Source organism: Algiphilus sp., assembly GCF_965216485.1.
Taxonomy (GTDB): Bacteria; Pseudomonadota; Gammaproteobacteria; order Nevskiales; family Nevskiaceae; genus Algiphilus.
On sequence record NZ_OZ244162.1, the window covers coordinates 3,147,554 to 3,166,857 of the forward strand.

20 protein-coding genes are annotated in these 19,304 nt (G+C 64.1%); 7 read left to right on the forward strand and 13 right to left on the reverse strand.

Annotated elements, in window-relative coordinates; genetic code table 11:
• The first annotated feature begins 65 nt into the window (after nucleotides 1-65).
• Complete coding sequence (locus ACOOFO_RS14560) at nucleotides 66-857, forward strand: PhzF family phenazine biosynthesis protein (protein WP_420427472.1); 792 nt, start codon at nucleotides 66-68, stop codon at nucleotides 855-857.
• On the opposite strand, the gene ACOOFO_RS14565 is transcribed toward ACOOFO_RS14560, so the two are convergent.
• Nucleotides 854-1,333, reverse strand: coding sequence for an HIT family protein (locus ACOOFO_RS14565; RefSeq protein ID WP_420427473.1), 480 nt, complete (start codon nucleotides 1,331-1,333; stop codon nucleotides 854-856). The genes ACOOFO_RS14560 and ACOOFO_RS14565 overlap by 4 nt on opposite strands.
• A 78-nt stretch (nucleotides 1,334-1,411) precedes the next feature.
• Here ACOOFO_RS14565 and ACOOFO_RS14570 point away from each other — a divergent pair, with 78 nt between their 5' ends.
• Nucleotides 1,412-1,606 (forward strand): DUF4169 family protein, encoded by a 195-nt coding sequence (locus ACOOFO_RS14570; protein WP_420427474.1) that lies wholly within the window; start codon nucleotides 1,412-1,414, stop codon nucleotides 1,604-1,606.
• Nucleotides 1,607-1,615: 9 nt separating this feature from the next.
• On the opposite strand, the gene ACOOFO_RS14575 is transcribed toward ACOOFO_RS14570, so the two are convergent.
• A complete protein-coding gene (locus ACOOFO_RS14575; RefSeq protein ID WP_420427475.1) occupies nucleotides 1,616-2,854 on the reverse strand; it encodes a DUF445 domain-containing protein in 1,239 nt (412 codons plus the stop codon).
• 139 nt (nucleotides 2,855-2,993) lie between these two features.
• Complete coding sequence (locus ACOOFO_RS14580; protein ID WP_420427476.1) at nucleotides 2,994-3,569, reverse strand: tetratricopeptide repeat protein; 576 nt, start codon at nucleotides 3,567-3,569, stop codon at nucleotides 2,994-2,996.
• Nucleotides 3,570-3,715: 146 nt separating this feature from the next.
• On the opposite strand from ACOOFO_RS14580, the gene ACOOFO_RS14585 reads away from it, so the two are divergent.
• From ACOOFO_RS14585 to ACOOFO_RS14600, 4 genes are all read left to right on the forward strand, one after another.
• Complete coding sequence (locus tag ACOOFO_RS14585) at nucleotides 3,716-4,576, forward strand: SDR family NAD(P)-dependent oxidoreductase (protein ID WP_420427477.1); 861 nt, start codon at nucleotides 3,716-3,718, stop codon at nucleotides 4,574-4,576.
• Nucleotides 4,573-5,214, forward strand: coding sequence for a hypothetical protein (locus tag ACOOFO_RS14590; protein ID WP_420427478.1), 642 nt, complete (start codon nucleotides 4,573-4,575; stop codon nucleotides 5,212-5,214). The genes ACOOFO_RS14585 and ACOOFO_RS14590 overlap by 4 nt, the downstream gene beginning before the upstream one ends.
• Before the next feature lie 229 nt (nucleotides 5,215-5,443).
• The gene (adh, locus tag ACOOFO_RS14595; RefSeq protein WP_420427479.1) at nucleotides 5,444-6,964 is read left to right on the forward strand and encodes an aldehyde dehydrogenase; all 1,521 of its coding nucleotides are present in this window, start codon (nucleotides 5,444-5,446) and stop codon (nucleotides 6,962-6,964) included.
• A gap of 109 nt (nucleotides 6,965-7,073) precedes the next feature.
• On the forward strand, nucleotides 7,074-7,457 hold the full coding sequence (locus ACOOFO_RS14600; RefSeq protein ID WP_420427480.1) for a DUF779 domain-containing protein: 384 nt from the start codon (nucleotides 7,074-7,076) through the stop codon (nucleotides 7,455-7,457).
• Between the two features lie 251 nt (nucleotides 7,458-7,708).
• Here ACOOFO_RS14600 and ACOOFO_RS14605 read toward each other — a convergent pair whose 3' ends face one another.
• The 10 genes from ACOOFO_RS14605 to ACOOFO_RS14650 form a co-directional block, all read right to left on the reverse strand.
• Nucleotides 7,709-8,701 carry a quinoprotein relay system zinc metallohydrolase 1 gene (locus ACOOFO_RS14605; protein ID WP_420427481.1) on the reverse strand — a complete coding sequence of 331 codons (993 nt, stop codon included), beginning with the start codon at nucleotides 8,699-8,701 and terminating at the stop codon, nucleotides 7,709-7,711.
• The gene (locus ACOOFO_RS14610) at nucleotides 8,694-9,467 is read right to left on the reverse strand and encodes a quinoprotein dehydrogenase-associated SoxYZ-like carrier (protein ID WP_420427482.1); all 774 of its coding nucleotides are present in this window, start codon (nucleotides 9,465-9,467) and stop codon (nucleotides 8,694-8,696) included. The genes ACOOFO_RS14605 and ACOOFO_RS14610 overlap by 8 nt, the downstream gene beginning before the upstream one ends.
• Nucleotides 9,468-9,539: 72 nt before the next feature.
• Nucleotides 9,540-10,553, reverse strand: a complete 1,014-nt coding sequence (locus ACOOFO_RS14615) for a substrate-binding periplasmic protein (RefSeq protein WP_420427483.1) — start codon at nucleotides 10,551-10,553, stop codon at nucleotides 9,540-9,542.
• Complete coding sequence (gene pedF, locus ACOOFO_RS14620; protein ID WP_420427484.1) at nucleotides 10,543-10,971, reverse strand: cytochrome c-550 PedF; 429 nt, start codon at nucleotides 10,969-10,971, stop codon at nucleotides 10,543-10,545. The genes ACOOFO_RS14615 and pedF overlap by 11 nt, the downstream gene beginning before the upstream one ends.
• 101 nt (nucleotides 10,972-11,072) lie before the next feature.
• Nucleotides 11,073-12,896: a PQQ-dependent methanol/ethanol family dehydrogenase gene (locus ACOOFO_RS14625; protein ID WP_420427485.1), complete on the reverse strand. Its 1,824-nt coding sequence runs from the start codon at nucleotides 12,894-12,896 to the stop codon at nucleotides 11,073-11,075.
• Between the two features lie 236 nt (nucleotides 12,897-13,132).
• Entirely contained in the window at nucleotides 13,133-14,428 is a 1,296-nt protein-coding gene (locus ACOOFO_RS14630) for an FAD-dependent oxidoreductase (protein ID WP_420427486.1), read from the reverse strand.
• On the reverse strand, nucleotides 14,421-14,780 hold the full coding sequence (locus ACOOFO_RS14635) for a c-type cytochrome (protein WP_420427487.1): 360 nt from the start codon (nucleotides 14,778-14,780) through the stop codon (nucleotides 14,421-14,423). Before ACOOFO_RS14635 ends, ACOOFO_RS14630 begins: the two co-directional genes overlap by 8 nt.
• Nucleotides 14,781-14,893: 113 nt before the next feature.
• The gene (locus ACOOFO_RS14640; protein WP_420427488.1) at nucleotides 14,894-16,156 is read right to left on the reverse strand and encodes a porin; all 1,263 of its coding nucleotides are present in this window, start codon (nucleotides 16,154-16,156) and stop codon (nucleotides 14,894-14,896) included.
• Nucleotides 16,157-16,421: 265 nt separating this feature from the next.
• On the reverse strand, nucleotides 16,422-17,795 hold the full coding sequence (locus ACOOFO_RS14645; protein WP_420427489.1) for a histidine kinase: 1,374 nt from the start codon (nucleotides 17,793-17,795) through the stop codon (nucleotides 16,422-16,424).
• Nucleotides 17,792-18,415 carry a response regulator transcription factor gene (locus ACOOFO_RS14650; protein WP_420427490.1) on the reverse strand — a complete coding sequence of 208 codons (624 nt, stop codon included), beginning with the start codon at nucleotides 18,413-18,415 and terminating at the stop codon, nucleotides 17,792-17,794. The genes ACOOFO_RS14645 and ACOOFO_RS14650 overlap by 4 nt, the downstream gene beginning before the upstream one ends.
• Nucleotides 18,416-18,664: 249 nt before the next feature.
• On the opposite strand from ACOOFO_RS14650, the gene ACOOFO_RS14655 reads away from it, so the two are divergent.
• Complete coding sequence (locus tag ACOOFO_RS14655; protein ID WP_420427491.1) at nucleotides 18,665-19,288, forward strand: response regulator; 624 nt, start codon at nucleotides 18,665-18,667, stop codon at nucleotides 19,286-19,288.
• The last annotated feature ends 16 nt before the right edge of the window (nucleotides 19,289-19,304 follow it).

The window sequence follows — 19,304 nt, forward strand, 5'->3', positions numbered from 1 at the left end:
CAAGGCTGCCTCTAGGCTGTCGTCATCTCAAGTGACGCTGTCGCCTGTCGAAGGCGGCCCATGCCATGCAATACACGCAATTCCAGGTCGACGCCTTTGCCGAGCGGGTCTTTGCAGGCAACCCGGCAGCCGTGGTGCCGATGCCCGACTGGCCCAACGATGCCCTGCTGCAGGCCATTGCCCACGAGAACCAGCTTTCCGAGACCGCCTTCTTCGTACCCGAGGGTGACGACTACGGTCTGCGCTGGTTCACGCCGACGCACGAGGTCGACCTCTGCGGCCACGCCACCCTGGCCACGGCACACGTGCTGTTCACGCATCTGGGTTGCACATCGCAGCGACTGCGCTTTCGAACGCGCAGCGGCGTGCTGCACGTGCAACGCGAGCAAGAACGGCTATGGATGGATTTTCCGGCGCAGCCCGCCACGCCCGCTGTCGCCCCGGTGGCGTTGCTGCAGGCCATCGGACAGGAGCCCCACGCCGTGCTGGCGGCCAGTGACTGGATGGTGGTGCTCGACAACGCTGCGGCAGTCGATGCCCTGTCGCCGGATCTCAGCCTGCTGCAGCAACTCGATCTGCGCGGCGTGATCGTTACCGCACCCGGCGAGGCGCCGGTCGATTTCGTCAGTCGTTTCTTTGCCCCGCGCTACGGCATCGCCGAGGACCCGGTGACCGGATCGGCGCATTGCACCCTGGGACCATACTGGCGGGAACGCCTCGGCAAGGACAAGCTGCTGGGCGAGCAACGCTCGCAGCGCGGCGGGCGGGTGCAGTGCCGGGTCGGTGACACGCGCGTGCAGCTCGGCGGGACCGCGGTCACCTTTCTAGAAGGCACGATCTACGTGCCCGACCCCTAGGCGGACTCGGGCACCGGCTGTGGCGCGTCCAGTGCGCCGGCAATCTCCGCGGCCAGCGCATCCAGCTTGCGCCGCTGCGACGCGCGCTCGCGGTACGGCAGCGCCAGCGTGGTGATGTGCCAGCCGATGCGACCCAGCGTGTAGAGATTGTCGCGCCCATAGCGCGGAATGACGTGGATATGCACATGCGGCACGGTCTGGCTGGCAGCGCGCCCGTCATTGATCAGCAGATGCTGCGCCCGACTGCCGAGTGCCTGCTGCTGCGCCAATCCGATGGCGTGTGCCAGTTCCCACAGATGTTGCCGCGTGGCTGTGCTGAGTCCTGCCAAGGTCTGCTCGGCCTGTCGGGGCACCACCAGCACATGACCGCGCGTGATCGGTCGGATATCCATGAAGGCCACGCACTGGGCGTCGTCGTGCACGAAGCTGGCGGGCATGTCGCCGCGGATGATGGATTCGAAGATGGTCATGGACATACAGTAGCGGCAGGATGCAATGGGGGTGATGCGAAGCTCCGTGCATACCGCGGGCAGCACAGACAGAGACGAGCAGGCATGGCAGAGACGATCAACCTCAACAAGGCGAGAAAGCGCAAGGCACGCGCCGAAAAGGAGCGCCGCGCGGAAGCCAACCGCCTGCGGTACGGGCGCAGTGGCGCGCAGCGCCGGCAGGACGACAGCGAGGAAGCCACGGCACGCCGACGGCACGAACAGCACCGCCGCGACGAGAAGCCACCCTCGTCTTCCTAGCCGACATGCTCAGACCGCGACCAGCTTGAAGACAACGAGCTGGCCGAGACCCACCAGGAAGCCCAGCGCAGCCCCGACGGCAATCAGAATCCACTCGTCCTCCTGGAACGCCGGCCGCAGCATGCCCTCGAACTCATCCGACGGCAGCGAGGCCAGGCGGCTGCTCAGCGTTTCGCCCAGGTTCATCGCTTCCTTGGCGTAGGCATCGATGGGCTCAATCAGCTCCGGCAGCCGCTGGATGGTGTAATTGGCGGCGGCCGCCTGCGCCGCTTCGAAGCGCCCACGTCCCATGGCGGCGCGCACCGCGGGCTTGGCTACGCCGAGCTGGCCATCGACCTCGTCGCGAATGAAACGCGCCACGATATTGGCGGCGTAGTCGCGTCGTGGCCCCTTCAGTACGGCTTCCGCGATGTTGGAGGGATTCACCACCTCGTCCGCGATCAGGCGGGAGTAATCGCGCGCCACCTCGTTCTGCCGCTTGTGGAACAAACCCTGGATGGTCAAGGGGCCGAACTTCTTGGGTTGCTGAGGCCGGAAGATCATCTTCAGCGCGAGGAAATTCGTCAGATAGCCCACGATCAGACCAAAGGCCGGCAACTGCCAGTCGGTCTTGAAGAAGACCCAGCCCACCATCTGAAAGAGGCCGAACAGGAAACCGAAGTAGAAGCCGGAATGCCCGATGAAGCGGAACTCCGCACGCCCTGTTTCGAGAAAGATGCGGTTGATCAGTGCCTTGTCCCGCATCAGGGCCTCGACGACCATCTCCTTGAGGTCGAAGACCTTGTCGATTTCCTCGACCATGCCGTCCAGGATGCGGGTCACCACGGCCTCGTTGTCCACCCGCACCCGGTTGATGGCCATCCGCTTGACCCGCTCCGGCAGCACCGCCCACAGCTCCGGGTCGTGCTCGTTCATGATGTCGTCGACCAGAGCGCGGAGACGTTCGGGATCGGGCGGCCCCATGATCTTGGCGACTTCCGTCGGATTCAGTCGCTGGAAGATCTCCTTCTCAGTGATCAGTCGCGGCACCATGGTGTCGCAGGCGATTCGCGCCATCTTGGCGCACTTGCGCGGCACGATGCCTTGCCAGCCGAGCCACGGTTCCTTGATACCGATGAACTCGATCGGGTTGAACATCATCTTGATGGCGATGACGTTGGTGACGTAGCCGATGGCTCCCGCCACGAAGGGCATCGAGAGGTAGAACCAAAGGTTGGCCTGGAATTCCGCCCAAGCTGTCTCAAGCATGCGGCACCCGCTTATCCCTGCGAGCGCGCAATGTAGCCGGAATCGCGGCAACTCGCTCGCACGCTCGCCGTCCTCTGTGCACGCCCCGTCCCTGGCCGGCTGCCGGCCAGGAAAGCGTCAATACCGCAAGGGAAGGCGCCTAGCGCGAGTCCGCATCCATCAGGCTTTGCAAACTGCGATGCAGCGTCCGCGCCTCACGGTGGCCGGCTTCGGCCGCCTGCGCGAGCCACTCCAGGGCGGCCACGCGCTGCGCATGGCTGCTGTGCTCCAGACCGGCGCCAAAGTCGGTTGCCAGCATCACGCCAAGGTTGAAGGCCCCCTGGGCATCGCCCTGCGCGGCCGCCTCGCGGAACCAGCGCGCAGCCGCTTGGTTGTCGCGCGCCACTCCAGACCCCGCCTCGTAGGCTTCGCCGAGATGGACCTGCGCGACCGGGTCGCCCGCTTCCGCGGCACGCCGATACCAGGCAGCGGCCGCCACCAGATCGCGCGCAACACCCTGCCCTTGAACGTACAGATTGGCGAGATTGATCATGGCATCGGTACTGCCGCGCTCGGCAGCGGCGCTCCACAGGCGCCGCGCCTCCTCATAATTGCCGGACTTGTAGGCCGCGTAGGCGCTATAGGCCTGGGTGTCCACACCGGCATGGGCAACACCGACCCAGAGACAACCGGCTGCAAGCAGACAGCGCCACCCGTTCCGATGAATCGTATGCATCCTGCGCTCCAGACATCGATGGAACTGCAGCCTACGGCCGCGGCTGCCAGGACTGCACGCAGGCTGCAACATGGAGGCATCCGACCCGGAGTGCCGCTCGATTTTGCTACCGTGCTGCCTTCATCGATTGCAAGGCCGTAAAAAGCATGGCTCAGATACTCATCACTGGCGGCAGCAGTGGCATCGGGCTTGAGATGGCCCGGCAATGTCTGCGCCGCGGCCACGAAGTGGCCATCACCGGCCGTGATCCCCTGAAGACAGAGGGGGCCGCGGAGGAACTGCGGGCCAGCGTGCCCGGCGCCCAGGTTCATGCGCTCACGCTCGATCTCGGGAACTTCGCAGCCATCGACGCGTTCGCGCACACCGTAGGCGATACGCTACCCGCACTCTCCCGCGTCATCCTCAATGCCGGCAGCTTCACGCCCAAGCTGCGCACACTGGACAATGGACTGGAGGCGATGATCGGTACCATGCACTTTGGTCACTTCCGGCTGATGCAGCATCTGCTGCCCGGCATCGAGCAGCAGCCGGAAGCCCGCGTGGTGGTCACCAGTTCGGTGGCGCATTGGCTGGGCCGACTGAACGAGGCACGCTTCTTCGATGCCGACGGTCACTTCAGCGCGGCCACGGCCTACGGTCAGGCCAAGCTCGCCAACCTGCTCTATGCGCGCACGCTGGCGCGTCGCATGCAGGACAAGCCAGTGATCGTGAACGCCTTCCATCCCGGTGCAGTGGCGACCGGTATCTGGCGTGAGCTACCGGCGGTGGCGCGCGCCTTCGTCGGACGTGCCCTGATCTCTCCGGCGCGTGGCGCCGATACCGGAAGCTGGTTGATACTGGGAGACGACAAGGCGGAACAGCGCGGCGGCTACTTCGTGCGGCGGAAGCAAGCGCTTTCCTCGCCGGCGTCACGGGACGAGGCACTGGGTGAATGGCTCTGGGAGCGCAGCGAGGCCATCGCCGGTGGTGTACAACCAAGTAGAAAGACAACACGGAAACAGGCATGAGCACCGACGATCCCCAAGATCACCTGGATATCGAATCGATCGACGAGCCGGCCGCCGGAGAGGAAATCTCTTACCAGACCTTCGGCGAGCACTTCATCCGTTATCTGGTGACGGTGCCCCGCCTCAAGGGCGAGCTGGAGGAAGCGCTGCAAGCCACCATCGAGGGTTCGGCCGATGCCCTGCCCAATGACCTGCTGGTGGCGTCCTATCGCTTCGCACCCAATGAAATGGACATCGAGCGCCGGGTCAGCGACGAAGCCGAAGTCGGTTTCACCCTGCTGGTCGGTGGGCTGCTGACGCTGAAGCTGCGCGTGATGAGCATGACCGTGGCGCTGCCGATGGAAGTCGAGATCCGGATCGAAATCGATGTGCGCACCTTCGCGCCACTGACGATCAAGCTGGAACCGCGCAAACTCCGCAGCCGCAATGTCACCGTGGAAACCCGTCTACCCAGGGAATTGCGCCGGCTGCCGACCAAGATCCTGGACAAGGTCAACCCGCTGGTGCTCGCGGTGACGGACAATATCGTGCGTCAGGTCAACCGGCGGCTTGAAGACCCGAAACTTGCCAAGGCTGCGACCATCGATGTACTCGCCATCGCCGAGGGCTCCCTGGGTGGGGGCAAGCGCGGCGATTAGCGGGCGCGCAGCGATGGCAGTGTCACGCCACTCGAACGCACTGTCACGTCCATCAGCCCGCCCGCCGATCAACGGCACGCAACGCCCCGATGAGGTGCAAGGGATCACGGGGCCATTTCCCGCGTAGATTCAACGATCTGAGCCTTGTTGTGCGACATGCGTCAGGGCTGGCACGTCCGATGCTTTGAAGAGGGGGCGATTCCCCGTACCAAATGCAGAGGAGACATGCATGAACCAGCCGCAAGCAGTAACGACACCCGCCAAGACGCCCTTTCGCGACCGCTATGACAACTTCATCGGCGGCCAATGGGTCCCGCCCGCTTCGGGCCAGTACTTTGACAATCACTCGCCGCTGACCGGCGGCAAGATTTGCGAAATCGCGCGCTCCAACGCCGATGACGTGGAAAAGGCCCTGGATGCCGCCCACGCCGCCAAGGCCGGCTGGGCCAACACCAGCCCGGCCGAGCGCGCCAACATTCTCAACGCCGTTGCCCAGCGCATGGAAGAGAATCTGGAAGCGCTGGCGCAGGCCGAAACCTGGGACAACGGCAAGGCCATCCGTGAGTCCACGGCCGCCGACGTGCCGCTGGCCATCGACCACTTCCGTTACTTCGCCGGCGCCGTACGCGCGCAGGAAGGCTCGATCAGCGTTATCGACGAAAAGACCATCGCCTACCATTTTCATGAGCCGCTGGGCGTTGTCGGTCAGATCATCCCCTGGAACTTCCCGCTGCTGATGGCGGTGTGGAAGCTGGCCCCGGCCCTGGCTGCCGGCAACTGCGTGGTGATGAAGCCGGCCGAACAGACCCCGGCCAGCATCATGCACTTCATGGACTTGATCGGTGATCTGGTCCCGCCGGGCGTGATCAATATCGTCAATGGCTTCGGCCTCGAGGCCGGCAAGCCGCTGGCGTCCAGCCCGCGTATCGCCAAGGCCGCCTTCACCGGTGAGACCACCACGGGCCGTCTGATCATGCAGTACGCCGCGCAGAACCTGATTCCGGTGACGCTGGAGCTGGGCGGCAAGTCGCCGAACGTGTTCTTCGCCGACGTCATGCGCGAAGACGACGCCTTCTTCGACAAGGCCATCGAAGGCTTCGTGCTGTTCGCCCTCAACCAAGGTGAAGTCTGCACCTGCCCGAGCCGTGCCCTGATCCAGGAGTCCATCTACGACCGCTTCATGGAGCGTGCCCTCAAGCGCGTCGAAGCCATCAAGATGGAGAACCCGCTCTCCATGGATACGATGATGGGTGCCCAGGCCTCCAGTGAGCAGATGGAGAAGATCCTGAGCTACATCGATATCGGCAAGCAGGAAGGCGCCGAGTGCCTCATCGGTGGTGAGCGGGCCGAGCTCAGCGGCGACTACGCCAACGGCTACTACGTCAAGCCGACCGTCTTCCGCGGCCACAACAAGATGCGCATCTTCCAGGAAGAAATCTTTGGTCCGGTCGTTTCGGTCACCACCTTCAAGGACGAAGCCGAGGCCCTCGAAATCGCCAACGACACGCTCTACGGCCTTGGTGCCGGTGTCTGGTCGCGTGACGCCAACATCTGCTACCGCATGGGGCGCGGCATCCAGGCCGGCCGCGTCTGGACCAACTGCTACCACGCCTATCCGGCGCACGCCGCCTTCGGTGGCTACAAGCAGTCCGGCATCGGCCGCGAGAATCACAAGATGATGCTCGAGCACTACCAGCAGACGAAGAACATGCTTGTCAGCTATGACGAGAGCAAGCTGGGCTTCTTCTAATCAACGGAGCACCCCCCAACGTACCGTCAATCCTGGCGGTATGCTTGAAGCTTGGCCCGCGCGGGACACCGCGCGGGCTTTTTCTGCTGCTGCAAATAGGAGACAACCAATGACAACGACAGCCACTTTGCCCGCGCGCGTGACGGTCACCGACGAGGCTGCTGCCTTCATCGAGCAATTGCGGCGACAGTATGGCGACATCCTGTTTCACCAATCCGGCGGCTGCTGCGATGGCTCCTCGCCAATGTGCTACATGCAGAACGACTTCATCGTGGGCGATCAGGATGTCTTCCTGGGAACCATTGCCGGGGTACCCTTCTACATCAGCAAGCCGCAGTTCGAGTACTGGAAGCATACGCAGCTGATCATCGATATTGTCCAGGGCCAGGGCGGTATGTTTTCGCTCGACAATGGCACCGGCAAGCGCTTTCTGGTGCGTTCGCGCCTGTTCTCTGACGAAGAAGCCGAGGTCCTGTTCTCGCAGGGCGCCTGAGCGCCTTCGTCTTCCACCTCCAGCCCCGTGTGCGGACCGCATGGCCGCCGCGCCGCTGGCAGGATGGGGCGCGCTGCACCCTGCATTGCCTCTACATCGCGCCTGCATCGCCCCTGCATCGACCGCACCTCGGGGCAGTATCCGGCCATCTACGGCGCCGCCCGACGATGAAGCCCGCAAAGCCCTTAGGCAGCGCGAATACAACGCAAGGACAATGCGCAGCCCAGCCAGACCCGAATCCAGGCGGCGGGTCAGGGCTGCGAGGCGGTCTCCGTATTCCAGTGCAGGACGGCGTCCCGGTAAGCCGGGTACAGGTGGTTCACTGAGCGCACATATTCATGCCGCGCAAGTGACCAGTCCGAAAAACGGTCATCAATCGGCAGCCGAAGTGCCTCACCGATACTGACGCCACGCTGGGCAGCGTCGCGAAGATGCGTCTCCAGCCATATCAGCCATTCCCGCGTCTCTTCCACTGCCTGCAAGCTTGTGGGGGCACTGCCGTGCCCCGGGACGATCTGATCGGGCCCCAACGCGAGGATAGCGTCAAGGGCGTCCCGCCAGACGGCAAGATCCGCGTGCGGCGTGGTGGGCGCGCGTCCATTGAAGACCAGATCGCCGGCAAACAGGACGCCCGTCTGCTCATCGAGAATGGCGAGATCGCTGGCAACCTCGCCGCTGTGCCCACCCCAGGCGATGAGACGTAGCCTCCGTCCCCCGATGCGCACGTCGCCCGGGACGGCATCGTGCTGGGGTACGACCGCCTGGCTGTCGCGCATCCAGTCGCCGAGCAGTCGGAACAACCCGTCCAGCAGCGCCTCCCCGTCAGCGGCCAAAGCGGCCCGGGTCTGCGGCAGCGCATAGACGGGCGCGGCTCCAAAGGACTGCGCCCCCACCACATGATCCGGATGGCGGTGCGTGATGTAGACCCGCGCAATGCCCTTGTCGCTGACTTGGGCAATGGCCGCCCGCATCTGCGTACCGTACGCCCGAGTGGGGCCGGGATCGATGACGACAGCGCCTTCATCGGTCTCGATGAATCCGGTATTCAGGATGTTGCCGCCGTTGCTCCGGTTGAAGTCGCCATCGCTGCCTTCGAAGATCCACACGCCTGGGGCAATCTGACGCGGCGAGAGCTGATAGTCGAGCGTCATTTCCCCGGCATGGGACGGCCCAGAGAAACCCCAGGCGAGCATCAGCACGGTCGCGCAGCTCAGTGCCAACCAGGCATACAAGCGGCTACACATCGGAGGGCACCCGCAAGGCTATGCGGTTGGCATTGTTGTCGCGCCCGCGGATGAGAATGTCGCCCGTGCCGGGCGGCAAGCGTAGCGTGAAGTTGGGATCCTCGGACACCGATGCAAGGGTACGCAGCGTGAACAGAGTGGCGCCGCTTGCCTCCGATATCACGGTCTCGTCCAGATACAACTCCGGCAACCCCGCGACAAAGCCGGCATCCATCGGGTGCCTTACCGTGAAGCTCAGGCGACGTGCTTCGCCTTTTTCGCCGGTCCATAGACGTCCACCGGCCTGGCCAAGACGTTCGCGCCAATCCGGGCGCGCGCTGGCGATACTCGGCGCCGTGCAACCGCCACCGGCCGCTGATACCCAGCCCCCGCCGATGTGCCAGATCCCATCCTTGTCCAGCACCGCGGCACGCACCGGCGTTGCCTGCTGCACCTTGACCTCCAGGCCAAGGGCCATGTGCCCCATGGGCGTGGCGGGCGTCAGCACCGCCGCGCTGGTGATCGGGTTCAGATCAACAAAGATCACCATGCGCTGAATGGCTTCAAAGCCTTCGGCGGAGGCAAAGACCGGTACGCGGGTGGAATCCTCGGCCACTGCCGGCACCGTCACCGACACACGGTCGTCGAAGACATAGTCCCGCCCTTCCAGGATGCGCGATTCCATCACGCTCCAGCTCGGCGACTTCAGCGGATCATCGGGCGCCGCTTGCAGCGATGGCGCGACAAGCATGGCAACCGCCGCGAGCATTGCCCGGGCGGTTGCCATGCGGTACTGCCTTCTTGTTGTCATGGTGGGCCGTCTCCTGAGGCGCTGTCGCCCCGTGCCCTGATCGTTGAACTACAACAGACCTGCGGTTGCGCCGCCGGGACAGACCGGCAATGCCGTCGCCGCTTCGCTGGGCTTCATGACCATGAGGCGCCCTTTGCTCGGTGTTCCAGCGGTCTCGCCATCGGCGCCCTGCATGGTTCCGATGGGGGCGACGTCGGGGATCCCGTACTTGGCGAAAATGGCCTTGATGGTGCCGTCGTCCCGCATCGCCTGGATGGCCTTTTCCACCTCCTCGGCCAGAGCTTCGTTATCCGCACGCAGACTCATGCCGACATCCCAGCTGCTGCGGACCCGGTCTGTACGAAACAGATTGACCACTTCCGCCATCGCAAAGCGGCTGGCGTCCGCGCCCTGCTTGGCGAGCAGGCTCTGCAGCTCGGTCCGTGGCGCAAATACCGCCTCCACCTCACCCGCAATCAGGCCCTGTATGGCTTCGGAAAGCTTGTCGTAGCTGCGCGTGTTGTCACGCAGCTGGCCGGAAAAGCCGTTGGTGGCGAAGGTGTAGCTCAGGGTGTAGAGCTCCACGCCAATACGTGCATCCCGGAACGGCGTGGCCGTATCGACCTGATCCGGCAGACTGCCCATGCCTTCGCGGTCGTAGAGCACCGCCATGGATTCGAAATAGTAGGGTGCCGTGAAACGGTAGTCCGAATTGCGCTCGGCGAAACGCGGATCCTGCGGCACATGCATCAGCAGATGCGGCACCGCGCGCTCGATGGGTTGCCCCCAGGCGTCCAGCCCCGGCGGGTCGAGCTGCTCGAGATCCTCGTCCATCGTGTCGTCGGCGGCATAGGTGTAGACCTCCGCCCGCCGATCGAGCCGCTTGGCCAGTGCCTGCGCAATCTCGACATCGACGCCGAACAGCCCTTCGGCAGACTCCGCCGTGCAGCTGTAGGGCTCGAAGTTCTCGTAGACCGCCACGCGCAGCACCCCTTCGTCGGCTTCCGCCGCGGCGGAGGCGCTGAAGCAGGCAGCCGAGATGATCAGCAGCCGTTGCATCCAGCGATTGGCATCAATTGCCATATTTCTCTGCCATGGCATCTTCATACTTGGTCTCCAGCCAGGTTTTGATGGCCCAGACCGATTCCGGTTCCATCATTTCCTCGAAGGACGGCATGCCCTTGCCGCCTTCGCGCACCATGGTGATGAAGTACTGATCGTCGAAACCAGGCTCCAGCATGCGCAGATCCGGTGCGATGCCGCCGGAAACAGCCTCCAGCCCGTGACAATTGACGCAGTTCTGACCGTAGCCACGCTGGCCGGTCTCGATGATCTTCTCGCGCGTTTCGCCCTCGGCGTCGCGGTAGGGATTCTCTTCGCCCCATTCTTCCAATGGCGGCAAGCCTTCCACATCCACGGCGGAGGGCACCACATTGCCGTGCGCGTAGACGGCACCGGCAAAGATGGCGAGAAGGAAACTTGATGTGATTGTGCGAAACATGGTGTGTAGATCTCGATCCGAATAGGGGTAATCCCAGGAATAAGGGGCATGCCGCGCCGACGCAGCGGTGCGCCGGCGCGGCAGCCTGGAGCGCTCGACCCTTATTGGGCGGCGAGCTCCGTCTTGTTGCGCTTTGCAGCGATCTCCGCAGCGATCTTGCTCAGCTTGAAGGTCCAGAGCATGCCGCCCTGGGACACGTCGCGAACCAGCGGGCCGATATCACCACCCCACAGCGGAACCGCCCCCCCCCAACCGGAGACGATGGACACATACTGCTCACCGTCCATCTTCCAGGTCACGGGCTGGCCGACCACGCCGGAGCCGGTGTTGAAGCTCCACAGCTCCTTGCCGGTCTTGTCGTCCACCGCCTTCACGAAGCCTTCCGGCGTGCCGTAGAAGACGAGTCCGCCGGCCGTCGTCATGACGCTGCTCCACAGGGGCGTCCGGTTCTCAGCCCGCCACACTTCCTTGCCGGTCTTCGGATCAACGGCGCGCAGCACGCCGACGTAATCCTCGTTGACCGGGCGGATAGTGAAGCCGGCACCCAGGAAGGCTGAACCACGACGGTAGGTGATCGGCTCGTTCCAGATATCCATCTCCCACTCGTTCGACGGGATATAGAACAGGCCCGTGCTGTGGCTGTAGGAAACGTGATTCCAGTTCTTGCCGCCGAGGAAGGAGGGACGCGCCACCACGGACTCACCCTTGTCACCTTCCATTTCGGCCGGGTTACCCGGGCGGTTGCCGGTTTCGATCGGACGGCCGGTCTTCATGTCGATGCCCGAAGCCCAGCTGACCTCGTCGACAAAGGTGAAGGCATTGAGCAGTTCGCCGTTCTCGCGGTTCAGCACGTAGAAGAAGCCATTGCGGTCTGCCGTACCGGCCGCCTTGACCTTCTTGCCCTTGTGCTCCATGTCGAAGAGCACCACTTCGTTCACGCCATCGAAGTCCCAGTGGTCGTTCGGCGTGGTCTGGTAGTGCCACTTGATCTTGCCAGTTTCAATATCGATGGCCAGACGCGAGGTGGTGTAGAGGTTGTCGCCGGGGCGCGCGTAGGCGTTCCATGGCGCGGGGTTGCCGGTGCCCATGTAGAGCAGACCGAGTTCAGGATCGTAGGTGCCACCGAGCCAGGTCGCGCCGCCGCCGGTCTTCCAGGTCTCGCCTTCCCAGGAACCGCCCTTGCGGTCCTTGGTGACGTCCTTCTTGCCGCCGGGCAGCGTGCCTTCGTGATTGGCGATGACCGGACGATCCCAGATCAGCTCGCCGGTTTCGGGGTTGCGGGCCGTGATCCGACCCACGACACCAAATTCACCACCGGATACGCCAGTGATGAGCTTGTCGCCGGCGATCATCGGGGCGGCGGTGTAGGAATAGCCGCCCTTGTAGTCGGCGATCTTCTCGCGCCACACGGGACGGCCACTCTCCTTGTCGAGCGCCACGAGCTGCGCATCGAGCGTACCGAAGATCACGAGATCCTTGTACAGCGCAGCGCCACGATTGACGACATCGCAGCAGGGGCTGATGCCCTTGGGCAGACGGTGCTTGTAGGACCACTTGAGCTGACCGGTGCGGGCGTCGAGCGCCCACAGGCGGGAGTAGGAACCAGTGACGTAGATGACACCATCGTGCACCAGCGGCTGACTTTCCTGGCCGCGCTGCAACTCGTCACCGAAGGAAAACGCCCAGGCCGGCGTCATGTACTGGACGTTGTCGCGATTGATGGTGTCCAGCTTGCTGTACCGCGTGCCTTTGGGGTCCATGTGGTAAGCGACGACGTCATCAACCGTGTTGAGATCGTTGTCGATCATCTTCTGGGTCACCCCCGCCGCGGATGCGGTGGACATGTACGCTGCGGATACCAGCAGCGCAGTGACCGGCGCAGCAAGGCGGCGCCCGAAGCCCCCTCTCAGCGAATGGCTTTTCATTTGTGAATCTCCTCGTGTCTTAGGCGTAATTCGATGCTTTTCTGCACCGCTTTTTATTGTCAGCAATGTCTATGCCACTCCCGGAGAAAAAATCCGGGCGCACGCATTGCGCAATATTTCTAATATTTACAACGTCCTGCACGAGGAAGAGGCGTACGTTCCACGATGCGGAGCGAAGCCGGAATCGGCACGCTTCCGCTACTGTCCCGGCCTCGTGACAGTCTGTTCAGTATGCATCAGCGGCCATAGCAGAGATGCATCAGGTGCCCATAGAGCGCCTTTGCCTCCTCCGCCTCGCGCCGGCGTTCGCGCGCCGATGCGATCAGGGGGGAGAGTTGGCTGTCCGGATTGCGGATGCGCAGTTGCCCCCCCTGCACCGCGTACAGACTGCTGACACTGAAGGCCGCATCCGGCGTCACCATGCTGTAGCAGGTGTTGGCCAGCAGGCCGGGCGTGGCCTCGCGACCCTGCAGCGATGCCACGATGGCGTGGGCACAGGCGCGCGCCTGGTTGTAGGCGCTGAAGGCCGATTTCGGCATGGGTTGTGCCTGCGTCGCATCACCCACCGCGTAGATGCCCTGCGCGCCGACGACGCTGAAGTCGCTGGCGTCGACCGGCACCCAGCCAGATCGATCGACCAGGCCCGCGATGCCCGCCAGCCGTCCGGCCGTTTGCTGCGGTATGACATGCGCCCAATCCGCGGCGATGCGATCGCCACTGGCCAGGTACAGTGTCTGGCTGGCGTGCGCGTAGTGTTCGACACTGCCGCCATCCTGACGACCGATCCACTCGATCATGCCCGGATAGTGGCGCGCCCAAGCCTCCAGAAACAGCGTCTGCTTGGAGAAGCTGTCCTTGGCATCCGCAATCAGAATCTTGGCGCGCGGATTCACCCGAGACAGCACGTGCGCAAAGAGGCTGACGCGCTCATAGGGCCCGGGCGGGCAACGATAGGGGGCCGCGGGGGGCGCCACCGCGATCACGCCACCCGGGGGTAGCGTAAGCAGCCGCCGACGGACCATCGCCAAAGCGCTTTTCCCGCCGGGCCAGGCCGGCGGGTTGTCGCGCATGGCCGTGGCGTCAAAGCCAGCCACACTGTCATCGCGCATGGCGATACCGGGTGCCAACACAATGGCATCCGCGCCAAGCCGCCGACCATCGGACAGATGCACGCAACGACGCCCAGCATCCAGACCGGTTGCCGCGGTCGCCACCACCTCAATGCGGTGATCCGAGAGCACCGCAGGCTGCCGTGCCACATGGGTCAATGGATTCAGGCCCGCAATCACGGTATTACAGAAGAAACCGCTGTAGACCGTCGCGTTGGTTTCGACCAGAACGATCCGAAGATCCGGCGCGAGCCAGCGCAGCCAACGCGCACAGGCCGCACCCGCAATGCCACCTCCGACGATGACGACGCGCGCCTTGCCGAGGGAAGGTGTCGACGCACCCAACCACCCCGGGGCCGCGGCAGCCGCGAGTCCAAGCAGGACGCGCCGGCGGCGCATGGAACGCAGTGTCGGCTCAGTCATCGCGCAAGGCCTGGCAGAAGGGACCGTCGTCGGCGTACAGCCTGGCGGCATCCCAGCTCAGCGCCTCAATATCCGAGATGGTCAGACCATGCCCGAGACGCGTCATGACCGAGGCGCCCTCTCGCTGATAAGCCTGTAGCCGGGCCGCGATCCAGGCCGCCTCTGCGCCACAGAGGCCAGGTGCACCCTGATCGACTTCGCGGTCGACCCCATGGCACGTCGTGCAGAAACCAGCGCCACCGGTCTGCACCGCGACATCGGCGTGTGCCGTACAAAGCCAGAGCACACCCACCGGCAGACCCAGCCCGAAGAGCCATCGCAACCGCAGAAAATGAGGGACAAGGCGACGCATGGAGAGAGACTAGCAGCACAAAAAAAGCCGGGGCGAGGCCCCGGCCAAGTTGACCACGGGAGAAGCCACCATGGTCGAGACACACACCTGTTATGCGCGCATTGCGCGCCTGATCAGAAGGACATGAAGGCCCCGATGTTGGCGCTCTGGGCACTGTTGCTCGCGCCGTTGTGCGCTTCGGTTTCCACGTCATTGATCTCGAAGAGCAGCGTCAGATTGCTGGTCAGCGCGTGGTAGATGCCGCCCGTGATCTTGCTGTTGGTTTCCAGCAGATTGGGCACCGCCGTCGCGTCGGCACTGTTGGCGTGATCGAGATTGCTGACGCCGTAGTTGACGCCGAAGGTCGTCTTGCCGACCGGATAGGTCAGCTGCAGCAGGTAGCCATCGGAATCGCGCTCGTTGCCCGCACCATCATCGGAAAGCACGAAGAGACCGGTGGTCCCCATGCCGCTGCCGGTGTAGTAGTAGGCGGATGCCTTGAAGCCGGCCAGTTCAATGCGGCCGTACACATCGAAGCCGGTGCTCGTGTAGTCATTGCCGACCCCACCCACCGATATCTGCTCCTGGCTGATGAAGGCCGCCGACAGGTAGGCACCCATGCCACCCAAGTCACCGGCCCAGGCCAGCTTGCCGTGGAAACCGGGGGCGCTGTTATTGGCCGCTCCACCCTGGCCGCCGATCAGCGGATCAATCGGATCAAAGATGCCCGCCGTGAAGGTGGCACCACCGAAGGCCGGCGTGGTGTAGTTCATCTGGCCGAGGGTGTCGGTATAGATGTAGCCAAAGCCGATGCTGCCCAGCGAGGTGTTGGCCGGCGCGCCGGTGGCCATCGCCCCAGGAACACCCACGCCGGGGATGGTCATGTCGTTGATGATGGCGTCGAAGCCAAAGAGACCGAAATCCCGACCCAGCTTGAAGCTGCCGTAGTTGTCAGTGCCGATGCTGATGAAGACCTGACGTACATCCAGACCGGTGGTCGCCAGCGCCACATTGGTTCCTACGCCGCCTACAGCACCCTGCTGGAGGTTCGGGCTACCGCCGTCGTTGCTGCTGATGCCGGGGTAAAAGCCGAAGGTGACACTCAGGTCATAGCCATCCTGCTCGGTACCGGCGCCCAACACGAGGGCGGCAGGTAGCAGGCCATTGCTCACGCTGGAGTTGGTGTCATTGCCGTCCGCATCGGCGGCGCAGGCGCTACCGACCGTGGCGATGGCCTCAGGTGCGTCCTCGCAGGTGGAATAGATGTAGTGCACGTTGATGTTGCCGTTGGCGGAGAAAGTCCAGTCCCCCGCCTGCAGCTCAACGGCCTGTGCCCCCAATGCATACAGCAGTCCCACAGCCCCGGCGCCTGCGGCCAGGATTCGTTGATGCTTCATGGTGTCATCTCCTCAGATTGTGATGTCGTTCTACGTACCGGAAGGCACGCCAGCATTGCTGCCCCAGCCCTTGTGCAACCCTGCTGTTGCGGCAACACCAGCACAGGGAGCAATCCATATGCCAAAGCCTTTGACGGGCAAGTTGCCTGCACCATAGTGATAATTTTCATAGGGTTACGTATTCTGTGGCGGGCATACGTGCACTCCAGTCGTTGTGCGCGTTGGCCTATCGCATCGTCAAAGTCGCAGTCGGCGGCACAAGCTGTTAGCCCTGCGTGACAGCGCCCTTGAGACCGGAGGGCGCCGTGCCAATTGCTGCGCTTTCCACACGACGCAGTCGGATGACGGTCGACCAGGCACGTCCGGTCTCTACCGCGAAATCGGCATCGATGCTGGCAGCGCGCTCGCGCATGCCGCGCAGCCCAAAGCCGCCGCCCGGACATGGCTGCGCTCCGAGCCCCGGGCCGTCGTCACAGACGACCAGATCCACCGCCCCGGCACTGGTGCAGCAGCAGTGCAGCACGGCATGACGCGCACCGCCGGCGTGGCGCGCAATATTGGTGAGTGCTTCCTGCGCCACGCGATAGACATGGATACCGATACGCGGATCGAGCCGGCGGTCCTCCCCTGACAAGGACACGGTCAAGGCGATGCCACGATCCTCGGCGCGCCAATCCACGGCGAGCTGCTCCAGTGCCGCCAGCAAGCCCACACTGTCGATGGCTGCCGGTCGCAGCCGGGCCAGGAGGCCGTGCACGCTGCCGAAAATGGCGCGCAGGCTGTCGCGCACTTGCTCCGTGGCGTGCATACGACCGCCCGCATCCGTGCAACGCGCCGCAACGGCCAATTGCGCTTCGGCTGCGGACAGATGCTGTCCGACCTCGTCGTGCAGTTCACGCGCCACGTCATGGCGCTCGCGTTCCTGGGCTTCCAGGCACTGCCTTGCCAGCTGTCGATTCTCGGCCGTGGCCGTATCCAGGGAATGCCGGAGACCACTGACGGCACGGAACAGCGGCAGCAGCTCGCGCGGCATCGCCGTCATTCGATCCTCGGATCGGTAGTCGCCCAGTGCCATCCGCTGAACTTGCGCCGTCATGCCATGCAGCAGGACCGTCACCTTCCGGAACACGAGGGCAACCATGGCCACGACGCCAAGAGCGAACAATGCAATGAAGACCATGATGCCGCGTGACTCACGCCAGGCTTCGTCAATTTCGTAGCGGGTATCGGCAATGACCGTCAGCGGGATCGGACCATCCACACTATTCAGGGTGAGCTGGACGCGATCGATGTCCGACGGCAAGGCCAGCCCTTGCACGAACCAATGCGGTGCGGTGGCGACGGCAGAAGAATGACAATCAACGGGGCCGCTGTCGTGCAATGTCACAGCACACAGATGGCGGGAGCTCCGCATCGCCGCCCGCAATTGCGTGATCGCCTGCTGCGTCTGTGTGGCACTGGTCATGATCGGCCACGCCGCGATGAGCTCTGCCACCAAGGCGGTACTGGCCTGCGTTTCCGCCACAACGGAGCGGCGCGCGTGCTGCATGACCAACAGCATCGACAACACCAGCGTGAGCAGGGCGATCGCACTGACGCCCAGCATCAAATGCCGCTGAAGACTTCCGCGCGCGCTCATGCCCATCCTCCGGCAGGTGAAGCCGCATGGTCGACGCCGTAGCGGATGACCTCAGCCAGCGACCCCACCTGCAGCTTCTCGCGCGCCGCACAGAGGTGATTCGACACAGTCTTCGGACTGATGGCCAGGGCAATGGCGATCTCCTTCGTGCCTTCGCCTGCGGCCAGACGGCGCACGATGAGACGCTCGCGCTCGGTCAGTGGTTGCTGCCCGACGTGCAGTGCGGTAATGGCGTCATGTGCCATCGATGCATCGCCTCGCACTACCGCAAGGACGGCGTCTGCCAAGGCTTCTGCCGGGGCGCGCTTATCGAGAAAGGCGTGCGCCCCGGCCGCGCGGGCCGCCCGCACCGTTACGAAATCGCTTTGCGCGCTGAAGATCAGCACGCGCAGCTGAGGATGGTAGCGACGCAGCCGCCGGCACAGACGGAGCCCGCCTGCGCCGGGGAGCCGCAGGTCAAGCACCGCGACATCGATGGAGCCATGGCGCCCCGCCTGCATCGCGGCCAGCGGCGCTCCCGCTTCGGCAACCACGGCAATGCCTCCGCAGGCTTCAAGCAGGGCGCGATAGCCCCGCCGCACAATGGGATGGTCGTCCACCAGCATGACTTTGGCCGTCATGGTCGTCTCTCCTCGTCCCGCCGTCGTTGTCGTCTTGTTGCGGCGCGCGGGGCGGATCCGCGCTGCCTGCCCCCACTGCAAGCAAGCAGCGCGCCAATTGCAAGATCTTTCCATGCAACTGTTTTATATGACTTTTTTTAACGGCAGCCAATCCGGGCGCACTCGGCTGTGACATTCGTGGCGCGATGTGACACAGGCGCGACACGCATCGACGTACACAGCGCGGGACTTTGGCCCTAGCATGCGGGCATGCCCGACTCTCCCTATCGCGTCCTGCTCGTCGATGACCATGCCGTAGTACGGGCGGGCCATCGCGCATTGCTCGAAGCCACGGCCGACTTCGCGGTGATCGCAGAAGCCGAGGATGGTGAGCAGGCCTTGCGCCTGGCCGCCGGGACGCCGCTGGACCTGGCGGTCCTCGATCTGGAGCTGCCCGGCATCAGCGGCCTGGAGACCTGCGAGCGGCTCCACCGCCAGCAGCCCCAGCTGGGGCTGCTACTGGTGACCGTGCATGACAGCCCCCTGCTGCAACAGCGCGCACAGCGCGCCGGCGCACGCGGATTCGTCTCCAAATCGGCACCCGCCGAGGCCCTGCTGACCGCGATGACCGCGGTGGCACAAGGGGCCTCCGCCTTCACTGCTGCCTCCGACCGCCAAGAATCGGCACAGCTGCTCGCTCAGCTCAGCACGAGGGAGTTCGAGATCCTGCGCCTCATCGCCGCCGGCGCCAGCGTAACCGCCGTGGCCGAAACGCTGCATCTCAGCCCCAAGACGGTCTCCAACCTGCTCACTGCACTGCGCAGCAAGCTCGGTATCCACGAGCGCGAAGGCCTCATCCGTTTTGCGTTGCATCATGGCCTGGGCGGGCACTGAGGCCAAGTCGGGAAGT

Bases quoted from the DNA above. Each gene is read 5' to 3' on its own strand.
- ACOOFO_RS14635 (WP_420427487.1), bottom strand. From the start codon at position 14,780: ATGCGTCGCCTTGTCCCTCATTTTCTGCGGTTGCGATGGCTCTTCGGG.
- ACOOFO_RS14625 (WP_420427485.1), bottom strand. From the start codon at position 12,896: ATGAAAAGCCATTCGCTGAGAGGGGGCTTCGGGCGCCGCCTTGCTGCG.
- adh (WP_420427479.1), top strand. From the start codon at position 5,444: ATGAACCAGCCGCAAGCAGTAACGACACCCGCCAAGACGCCCTTTCGC.
- ACOOFO_RS14655 (WP_420427491.1), top strand. From the start codon at position 18,665: ATGCCCGACTCTCCCTATCGCGTCCTGCTCGTCGATGACCATGCCGTA.
- ACOOFO_RS14605 (WP_420427481.1), bottom strand. From the start codon at position 8,701: ATGTGTAGCCGCTTGTATGCCTGGTTGGCACTGAGCTGCGCGACCGTG.
- ACOOFO_RS14615 (WP_420427483.1), bottom strand. From the start codon at position 10,553: ATGGCAATTGATGCCAATCGCTGGATGCAACGGCTGCTGATCATCTCG.
- ACOOFO_RS14630 (WP_420427486.1), bottom strand. From the start codon at position 14,428: ATGACTGAGCCGACACTGCGTTCCATGCGCCGCCGGCGCGTCCTGCTT.
- ACOOFO_RS14610 (WP_420427482.1), bottom strand. From the start codon at position 9,467: ATGGCAACCGCCCGGGCAATGCTCGCGGCGGTTGCCATGCTTGTCGCG.
- ACOOFO_RS14570 (WP_420427474.1), top strand. From the start codon at position 1,412: ATGGCAGAGACGATCAACCTCAACAAGGCGAGAAAGCGCAAGGCACGC.
- ACOOFO_RS14650 (WP_420427490.1), bottom strand. From the start codon at position 18,415: ATGACGGCCAAAGTCATGCTGGTGGACGACCATCCCATTGTGCGGCGG.
- ACOOFO_RS14560 (WP_420427472.1), top strand. From the start codon at position 66: ATGCAATACACGCAATTCCAGGTCGACGCCTTTGCCGAGCGGGTCTTT.
- ACOOFO_RS14590 (WP_420427478.1), top strand. From the start codon at position 4,573: ATGAGCACCGACGATCCCCAAGATCACCTGGATATCGAATCGATCGAC.
- ACOOFO_RS14645 (WP_420427489.1), bottom strand. From the start codon at position 17,795: ATGAGCGCGCGCGGAAGTCTTCAGCGGCATTTGATGCTGGGCGTCAGT.
- ACOOFO_RS14575 (WP_420427475.1), bottom strand. From the start codon at position 2,854: ATGCTTGAGACAGCTTGGGCGGAATTCCAGGCCAACCTTTGGTTCTAC.
- ACOOFO_RS14585 (WP_420427477.1), top strand. From the start codon at position 3,716: ATGGCTCAGATACTCATCACTGGCGGCAGCAGTGGCATCGGGCTTGAG.
- ACOOFO_RS14580 (WP_420427476.1), bottom strand. From the start codon at position 3,569: ATGCATACGATTCATCGGAACGGGTGGCGCTGTCTGCTTGCAGCCGGT.
- ACOOFO_RS14600 (WP_420427480.1), top strand. From the start codon at position 7,074: ATGACAACGACAGCCACTTTGCCCGCGCGCGTGACGGTCACCGACGAG.
- ACOOFO_RS14640 (WP_420427488.1), bottom strand. From the start codon at position 16,156: ATGAAGCATCAACGAATCCTGGCCGCAGGCGCCGGGGCTGTGGGACTG.
- ACOOFO_RS14565 (WP_420427473.1), bottom strand. From the start codon at position 1,333: ATGTCCATGACCATCTTCGAATCCATCATCCGCGGCGACATGCCCGCC.
- pedF (WP_420427484.1), bottom strand. From the start codon at position 10,971: ATGTTTCGCACAATCACATCAAGTTTCCTTCTCGCCATCTTTGCCGGT.